The organism is Globicatella sanguinis NBRC 15551 (assembly GCF_001552295.1).
Taxonomy (GTDB): Bacteria; Bacillota; Bacilli; order Lactobacillales; family Aerococcaceae; genus Globicatella; species Globicatella sanguinis.
On record NZ_BCQX01000091.1, the window covers coordinates 1 to 9,538 of the forward strand.

Consider the following 9,538-nt stretch of genomic DNA (forward strand, 5'->3'; position numbering starts at 1 on the left):
CCAAAAGAACTATGGTTTAGCAATCGTCCTGATAGATACATCATGACCATCATGGACGGAGAAGTGAAGCTAAGCAGTTCATATGTTGCCGGGAAAGCTAAGTTACGGATGATAAGTCCTAACTACTACTGGCGGGATATGAAAGGCTACACCAAAACACAATTTGATGGTCAGTATGGCATTGTGGAAAATACAGGCACCGCACCGACTAAGCCAATCTTTGACGTTAAGTTTAAATCAGATTGTGGATATGTTAGTTTGGTCGGTCCTAATGGCTTCTTAGCTTTGGGCAATCCAAAGCAAGAAGATACGATTCAACTACCGTCAACTGAAGTGGCACTACAAGATGAATTTACGACTTCGTCATTATCAAACTGGACGAAAATCACGAATGCTGAAACTTGGATTCCTGACTACATCAAAATGAGTAGTGCTGGAACTGGTAAAGCTGATTCAGTCGGTATGGTACTTAATGCACCTGGATCTAAAACCTATTACTGGAATGGCCATGCCGTTACTAAAGAATTTCAAGCAGGGGCAATCGGAATTGAAGCAGATAACTTTGATTTAAGCAGTAAAGTGGCCATGTCGAATGCTGGCGATTTAAACAATACATGCGCACTACTAATGGTCGTTATGGACGCTAATAACGTACCTATCATGTCAACTTCTATCTATGACATCAATTCTGGAAAAAATGAATTGACCGTCACATTTAAAGTACCAACTAATAGTGGAGCAAAATCTTCTAAAATCATCCATACTGGCAAATTATCAGCTTTAGACGGTCGTATTCGTATGGTCAAGAAAGGCAATAGTTTAAGTTGGGAAGTTTACTCTGATAAAACAGTAGTAACAACTGGCCAAACGTTAAGAGTTGGTATGAAAGTACATATTTCTAAGTCATGTACACATGCTGAAACAGGTCATCCGATTAAAAAAGGCTATCATGATTTAACGTATGTGATTGGTGGCGTTAGAACTGGTAAAGAAGGTTCTAAAGCTTATCGCTTAGATCATGGCGGTTGGCCAATTTATTGGATTTATGAACGTGACATTAAAGAATCACGTAATACATCCATTTCACGAGTTCCATCAAGTGTTAAATATTCCACTATTGACAATCAATTAGCACAATTAAAGGCAACTAAAGTCTTTATCTGGCAGGCTAAATGGCACACGAGCAAACCTTATAGCCAATTTGTAGTTGATAATATTTTGGTCAAACGGACACATGATGTATCGGAACTTGATATTAAGAATGTATTCACGACAGGTGACCATCTCTATATCAATACCGAAACGAACGAAGTCTTATTAAATGGAGCGAACGCATCAGGATTGTTAGATGTCGATAGTCGGTTCTTCTCAATTGACGGTGGTCCAACTCAATTAGCAATCGATTATTCAGAATGGGCGACATTGCCTGAAGTAACAGTGACACATGAAAGTAGGTGGCTATCTTAATGATTAGAATCATTGACAGAAATTTTAACGCGGTGGATATCATCTCAAATGATTCTGAAGGTGGTATCAACTTTTACGAAGACAGGTTAAAGACTACTCTAGCGAGTGGTCTTTATACTTTTGAATTTAAAACAGACAAGGTCATTCCACGACACCATCATTTGGAAGTCGGGAACATGATTTATTTTAAAAAAAGGAACGGAAAAGAACTTTTGATGACCATTACTAGCATCACAGAAGATACTTTTAACAAAACTGTTTACTGCGAAGACACCACTATCACCATGTTGAATGGTTTTGTGGATGCAATCAACATTAATCACTCACCAGAACGCTTATCGTTTTATGCTAAACAAGCACTTGAGGGGACTAAATGGGAAATTAATATTAATGAATCAGATACTGAAATGAAGTTGGAATTTAGGTCTACTCAAAGACGGTTAGAACGTCTAAGAGAGATTGCGACAGCTTTCAATGTGGAACTCGATTTTGGGGTTGAATTTACTCCAGGAACAGCTCCTAAGCTTTATGTTAACTTTTTAAAAAAACGTAACGAATCAAAAGAAGCCTTTAGAATTTCAACTGATGATGTGGTAGAAAATTTAGAACGAACAGTCGATATTTACAACATGGCCACAAAAACATTAGTTCGTGGCGCTCAAATTAAATTTGACCCAAGTAAGGTGGCTAATTTGAAAGAATTAAAAGCCAAACCTAAACCAATAGAACCGACTAAAGACACTTTTGCTGAAGCCATGATTGCTAAAGCATTTGAAATTAAGAAGTTAGGTAGACGGTATCAATGGGGTGGAAATGGTAATCCATCATGGGACTGTTCAGGCTACATGCAAGCGTGTATTGAAGCGGCAGGGGTGAAAATTAATCACAGAGCCACAACCTACACAATGAAACAACAGTATGCACCGTTTAAAGTAATTAAAACGAGCGAATTGAAACGTGGCGATTTAATTATGTACGACACTGGCTATACATACCCTGGTGATTGGAATCATGTAGGACTGTACTTAGGACCAACTTTAGATGCGCCTAACTCTGTGATTCATGCAGGTGATCCGGTAGGTTTAACTCAAAAAGCCAATTCAATGAAGATAGTCGGCGCTGTGCGTGTGATTCGATAGAAAGGAGGTAGAGAATGACAACAGGAAGTCTATATTTAGATTCCATCAAAGCAGGTGCTATCCGTGGTTGGATTGAAGAACGCATACCCGCTTCTTTGACTGGTGCGCAAGCAGCACTTGAATCAGGTTGGGGTACAAGCTCTTTAGCAAGAGCACCACATAACAATCAATTTGGTATCAAGGCATCAGCTGATTGGACGGGACGAGTCGTTAAGATGCCTACTAAAGAATATCTAAACGGGTCATGGACCACGGTCAATGCAGATTTTAGAGCATATGATGACATTAACGATTCTGTAGCAGATCACGCTAAATTCTTTACATCAACCGAATGGCGCAAGTCAAATTATAAAGCGGTCATTGGTGAAACGGATTATAAAAAAGCTTGTTATGCAGTCAAAGCAGCAGGTTACGCCACTGATCCGGATTATGCATCTAAACTAATCAATATTATTGAAAAGTATAAATTGTACGAGTGGGATACAGAAGCTCAAAACGGGTCAGTGCCTACTGCATCAGAAGACGTTGAAATTGTCTCTGATCTACAACCTAAATCTAAAATTGTAGGTGGTGACCTATCAGAAGCTGGTCGTGCTTTTAGTAAGCAAACAGGTGTTTCAGTTATAGGTGATTCATTGGGTGTCGGAACTGAACCGCATTTAGTTAAACTGATTCCAAATTCAAATTACGACGTTAAAGGTAGTCGTCAAATCACTCATTCTGATTCAAGTTTAAACGGAACTGTATCTCTTCAAAACATGAAGAATGCAGGTAAATTAAAAGATAACGTAGTCGTAATATTGGGGACTAACAGAGGACTTACAGCCGGTGAAATTGATACCTTTATGTCAATTTGCGGAACGGAACGTAAAGTATTATGGGTTGAAACAGCATCAGCTGTTAGACATAACTTGTCTGCTAACGAAGAAATGCGTAAAGCAGCAACTCGTCATAAGAATGCGTTCGTTTTAGGTTGGTATGACATGGTGGGTGGACTTAGAAAAGAGTATTACGGTTCTGATGATATCCACATGACTTACATGGGGTATTTTAATCATGCCAAAGCAATTGTGCAAGGTGTCTATGAAATGTCCACCGGAGATTTTGATTCATCAGTAGCTGAAACTACCACCATGCAATTTGAAGGTATTAAAGGTTTTAAATTATCGGAAGATGGAAAACTTGAATACACAGACGAAAACAAAGTTAAGCAAGTGATCCAAACAGAATTTAAAGGACTGTCCACCGACGGAAAATCCAATTATATCTATAATGTATCAGCTAATAATGCGTATAACCCCCAAACGGGAGCAACTGAAGCCGATTGGCTTGAAGGTCGTTTTGAAAGTAGTGAATTAAAGGGACTAGACCTATTCATGGCAGCTTGTCGGGATATGATGAATCGTGGTGAACCTGAAGCAACTTATCGCGTAGTCCTATCGGAATTACCGAAAGGAATTGAAATCGGTGCAGAAGGAACTATCGTTGATACGGCATCTAATCCACCACGATATATCACTGCCAGAGTTAGTGAGATCACGACATCTCAAACTAATCCTGAATTTAACGAAGTCGTGATTACGAATGTAGTCGAAGTGAAACCTTTTGAGAAACCGACAACTTTGCTTATTCAGGAAGAACTGAGAAAGAATCGGGACAAGTTAGATACTGATTACAAGGAGAGAATACTTGAATCAGATTTAAATTCAATGGGTGGCCTTGTGTTAGCCACTGAAGATTCCGAAACCACCTTAATTGCTGATGTTGAAGTAGAAGGCGAAAACGTCACTGAACACTATTCGGATTTTAGATGGGAAAGACAATCTAACAATGCAGAATCCGATAAACACTATAATGAGATATTATCAAAGACCGAAAACGGTATGACGTTAAATGTATCTGATAAGGATATTGAAGGAGAAGAGTCCAACTTTATCTGTAGAATCTATGATGATGCAGGGAATTTAGTTCGAACTATCATGAAGAAAATGGTGTCACAAGTCAAAATCAAAAAAGAAATCGACACCGTTTTAGATCGGTTCGACACCGAACGCACCGAAACCGAACAAGCAATCACCGAAGCTTTGGAAAGTGCAAAGGCAGAAGCAGAACGGTTAGATGAAGAACGACAACAAGTTATTGAAGGCAAGTTTGAAGTAGTTAACAAAGCCAATGAAAAACTGGAACAATCTATCAAAACAGCAGAGCAGAATGCACAATCGGCGTTACAGAAAGCTGGGGCAAGTGAGGACTTGGCTAAGACAGCGAAAGAAGTTAGTGAGAATGCGATTGCGAACTTAGGAACTGTCAAAACCGAACTAGGTGAAGTTAAAACACAAGCAAGTGACAGTGTGATTAAAGCCCAAGAAGCATTGGACACAGCTGGAACGTTAAGTACACAAGTGAAGTCCTATGAGGAAACGGTTGATGGCTACAAGTCGGAAGTTGCTAATTATAGTCGTACCAATGAAACCTTGACTGCTAAGGTTAAGTCGTACGAGGAAACAGTTGATGGGTATAGTCAAACCTTAACAAGGGTTGAGGGGAAGATTGATGGTGGAGTTGGTGGTAGAAACTTAATAATTGGTAGTGAAACTAGAGAATTTTATCCATATCAAGGTTCGAACTTAACACACACTCATGGAATTGAAGTTCCAGAATGGCATGCGTCAGACGCTATTAAAGTTACTGGAACTACTGGAAGCCACACAGTGTTTGCAACACTTTCTACAGGTAGACCTAGTGCAACAGACCCAGACGCTTATGTGAAAGAAGGAGAGCCTTACACATATTCTATTTATTTTAAAAATGATGGAGCAAACGATATTACCGTCAATTCAAACGGTAACGTTGGTGGAGATGTAGTTAAAAGTGGTGAATTAAAAAGGGTAGTATTAAGTGATTATGTCCCAGAAACTGGAAGTAAGTCTTTTAATCAGTTCACAATTTCTACAACTGTTGGTTCAACTGTCAATTTTACTTATTGGCACCCACAAATAGAAAAGGGGTTAATTGTTTCTGATTGGAAGTTGGCATTAGAGGACACTTTAAAACAAAGTGAATTTAAATCGTATAAAAACGAAGTAACCTCTACTACTACTGAACATACACGTAGATTAACTGCCCTTGACGGAGATGGCGGTCGTATCAGCAAGGTTGAACAGACTGCTACTCAAATCCAAAGAAGCCTATCCAACTATGCACCAACCACTTATGTCGATACTAAAATTACCGAAAAAGCGGGGGAAATAACGACTAATTTAACAAAGGTGGTTGAAGGGAAAGTTGATAACTTACAAATTGGTACTAGAAACCTACTTAGTAATACTGAAACATTTGAACCTTTACCTCCTCTAATTACCAATAATCCAGAAAGCGAGTATGCACTGTCTGGTTCAAAATGGTTAAAAGTCGGAGATGTGAACGGAACTGTCTTAATTAAATTCGCAATCAATGACACCATTAAACAAGGCGATATTTTCGCTGTAAGTTTTATAGGTCAATCGTGGAATTCAACCACCTCTAAAGTGAGATTTAAAGTACCGTGGGGTGCTTGGAGTGAAACAAAGGTCGTAGGTAAGGCTGGAGTCCCAACATATAACATATTCTACGTACAAGCTCCAACAATACAGATAGATGATTATGTAGAAACCAATCACTTCTGGATGGAAGTAGAATATCCTTTTTATTTCTTACCTAAATCATTAAAGATTGAAAGGGGTAATAAACCTACAGATTGGAGTCAAGCTCCAGAAGACAACGTAACAAAAACAGAATTCCAAACCGTCAAAGAAACGACTAGTCTGTATGAACGGACAATTGGTACGACTGAAGCGAAAATCAAATCGAATATCGCTAAAATCACCATGACGAATAGTCTGTTTCAAAAGGAAGTGTCGAAGAATGCTGATGTATCAAACACTAAATCGCAAGTCACTCAATTAGCAAATTCATGGGCATTAACCTTAAAATCTGGAAACGATATTAAGACCGCAATCAACGCTACCACAGACGGAATACGTTTGAAAGGTAGTTTAATCACACTTGACGGTCTAGTGAACATGACTTCAAGCTTTATCGTGCCCGAAGGTAATATCGGCAATCTATCCGCTAAGAAAATAACATCAGGTACTATCGACACAGCACGATTGAACTCAAGCGATATCGTCACGAAAGGCTTAACCTCAAATGTCGTTAAATCAGACCACATTTTGGCAGATAACGCGCTATTCAAAAAGTTATTCACCAACGACCTAGCCACACAAAACCTAGCAACCAAGCGCGCATGGATTAAATCAGGTATGATTGGTGACGCTCAAATCGGTACTGCTCAAATTGGGCAGATAGATGCAAGTAATGGGAAGATTGTTAATTTTGATGCACGATATATCACAGCTAATCATGCGGAATTAATAACAGCTGGATTTAACGGATTGAACTCACGAACTACCGTTGACGGAACTGGTATTAATGTAACGAACACGGACGGAGAATTTATCTCGTTAAACAACAATGCAGAATTACGTTCTCGTTCATCAGACGGTAATTATATCGTTCTCGGGAACGGTCGATTACAAGTTTACAATCCTACTCAAAATCAAGGTTATTTTGGTGTGGCTTTATCGGACGCTGACGGTAGTAAGAAAATGGGTGTATATATGCCCCAAGGGTCTAGTGGTTTCCAAATCGCTAGAAATATGCAAGTGACATCACAAGTGGTCGACGGTAAAAGCTATACTGTTACATCAGCAAACGTAAGCGGTGGTTGGTCATCAATCGTTGATAGCATCATCAGATTAGGCATACACCCTAGCTACAATTCAAGTAACGTCAATCATCAGCGATGGCTAGAGTTCTCAAAATACTTGCAAAACTTAAACGGTTGGACTTCAACACCTAATCTGAGAGCAGGGTCTGTGGTTATGGTCACTAAGACAGTTAAACCAGCACCTAGCTCAGGTACAGAATGGCGACATTACGTCAAGTTTGATATCGATAGTAAAGGACAGCCACAATCGTATTTTTACGAGGGTGTGCAAATTTACAACGGTATGACGATTCAGCGAGGTGACTTATGGATTAAATCGCCTGGTAGATTAAGAAATGAATCCGATAGACGAGTTAAAGAAAATATCGAAGCTTCCAAAGTCAAGGCATTGGACGAAATCCGAAACCTAGAGTTCGTGCAATTTGACAAGAAAGCGGACGGAAGTCATCAAGACGTTGGATTGATTGCACAGGATAGTGGTAAGTTTAGAGTAATTGGCGAAGAAACAGAAGCAGTTGATGTGTTGAGATTAATTTATACGAGTGCAAAAGCGATACAAGAGTTAGAACGTAAAGTAAAAGAACTGGAGGAACAGAATGAAACACTTAGAAATCACCATTGAAGAACTGGCATTAAAGCTAGCACAGGAAACGATTAATAAGAACAATGCTTTAGTAGTGGCACAAGAACTACAACAAGAAAACGAAGAATTGAAAGCACGTATAAAAGAATTGGAGGAACATCATGCTGAAAGCAACGAGTAGATTTTGGGACGGTCACCAATACCGAGTGAGCGTCCAAGATAATGAACCAGATTTGAATATCATCTCCGTGCGATTTGATGTGGACTTATCGGAGTTGCCCGAAGCAGAACTGATTGACCGAGTAATGAACCAGTTTTATCGTGAGAGATATGAAGGTAAGTTTATTTCGGAAGCAGTTGATACTGTGGAAAAGGTCAAAAACGAAATGCTATCGTTGGTTGAAAAATACAAAGCAATGGTGGCTGATGGTGAGTCGACGGTTAATAACATTAAGAAAGAAGCAGAAATCACCCAAGGGAGCGTGATTGAAGCAACAGAAATGCTATTCGACCATGAGATGAGGTTAACGACACTTGAAGGTGATGCTAATGAAGAAACTAATACAGAGATTGAGGGAGGTGAGTAAGTTGATGGCAATGTTAATGGCTTTAAATATCGTTGAAGGTAGATATACCTACAATCGTGTACCTAAATTATTAAAAGACCAAGTTGACGAGCAGTTATTGGTTATGGGTTATAAGATGGTTGACGGTAACTTGGTACCAGTAGAGGAGTAGGCTTAATCGCCTGCTCTTTTTATTGAAAGGAGAGAATAGATGATCACAGAAAATTTTATTGAAAAATTAATGTTAGAAATGTTAACCATTCATCAAAACCCATATGTTTTAATATTCGGTTGGATGGTAGTAATGGATTTTGTTACGGGGTACTCTAAATCTTTTATTGGTAATGTGGCTAACTCTACTAAAGGACTGCAAGGGTTGATTAAACACTTATTAGTGGTGGTTTTAGTGTTAAGTGTTTGCCCTTTACTGGCTGTGTTAGGCTTTAGACCGATAGCTACATCATTTATTTTATTTTACATAGCGACTTATGGCATCAGCATTATCGAAAACTTAGGACAAGCTGGTGTACCACTACCTGATTTTGTGAGTAAGTATTTTGATAAGTTGAATCGACAGCATACCGAGATTGACATTAATAATGTCAAAATGACGATTGATAAAGCACATTTAAAACAAGGAAATGAGGATGAGTAAATGGGAGTTAATAAAGTATTAAATATCGCCCAAAGCTATTTAAACGTACGAAAGTATTCAGCACAGCACAAGGCTATCATTGACGCTTATAATAAGGTCAAACCTATTCCTATGGGATATCCAGTGAAATATGATGATGACTGGTGTGATGCTTTCGTTACACACGTTTTCGATAAAGCAGGGCAATCTAGCTTAATCGGACGTGAATGCGGTGTGGAGCGACACAAAGCTATCTTTAAATCAAAAGGCATTTGGTTAGGTTTAAAACGTCCGCAAAAAGGCGATTTAGTAACGTTCCACTGGGGCGGACAGCGCAACGGATTTGCTAATCACATTGGGATTGTGTATGCGGTCAATGGC

At 39.1% G+C, this 9,538-nt stretch carries 8 protein-coding genes; all 8 read left to right on the forward strand.

Annotated features, from left to right (window positions below; all coding sequences use genetic code 11):
* A partial coding sequence (locus GSA01S_RS07790; protein ID WP_083513266.1) for a phage distal tail protein occupies positions 1-1,467 on the forward strand: 1,467 nt, incomplete at its 5' end.
* Positions 1,467-2,606, forward strand: a complete 1,140-nt coding sequence (locus GSA01S_RS07795) for a C40 family peptidase (RefSeq protein ID WP_066126380.1) — start codon at positions 1,467-1,469, stop codon at positions 2,604-2,606. The genes GSA01S_RS07790 and GSA01S_RS07795, both read left to right, overlap by 1 nt.
* Positions 2,607-2,620: 14 nt before the next feature.
* A complete protein-coding gene (locus tag GSA01S_RS07800) occupies positions 2,621-7,996 on the forward strand; it encodes a glucosaminidase domain-containing protein (RefSeq protein WP_066126381.1) in 5,376 nt (1,791 codons plus the stop codon).
* Positions 7,971-8,138, forward strand: a complete 168-nt coding sequence (locus tag GSA01S_RS10785; RefSeq protein ID WP_157064800.1) for a hypothetical protein — start codon at positions 7,971-7,973, stop codon at positions 8,136-8,138. Before GSA01S_RS07800 ends, GSA01S_RS10785 begins: the two co-directional genes overlap by 26 nt.
* Positions 8,119-8,544, forward strand: a complete 426-nt coding sequence (locus GSA01S_RS07805) for a hypothetical protein (protein WP_066126382.1) — start codon at positions 8,119-8,121, stop codon at positions 8,542-8,544. The genes GSA01S_RS10785 and GSA01S_RS07805 overlap by 20 nt, the downstream gene beginning before the upstream one ends.
* A 4-nt stretch (positions 8,545-8,548) precedes the next feature.
* Positions 8,549-8,695 carry a CD1375 family protein gene (locus GSA01S_RS10790; protein WP_217994641.1) on the forward strand — a complete coding sequence of 49 codons (147 nt, stop codon included), beginning with the start codon at positions 8,549-8,551 and terminating at the stop codon, positions 8,693-8,695.
* Between the two features lie 39 nt (positions 8,696-8,734).
* Complete coding sequence (locus GSA01S_RS07810) at positions 8,735-9,178, forward strand: phage holin family protein (RefSeq protein WP_083513267.1); 444 nt, start codon at positions 8,735-8,737, stop codon at positions 9,176-9,178.
* Positions 9,179-9,538, forward strand: a 360-nt coding sequence (locus tag GSA01S_RS07815) for a CHAP domain-containing protein (protein ID WP_157064802.1), incomplete at its 3' end; no start/stop codon positions are given.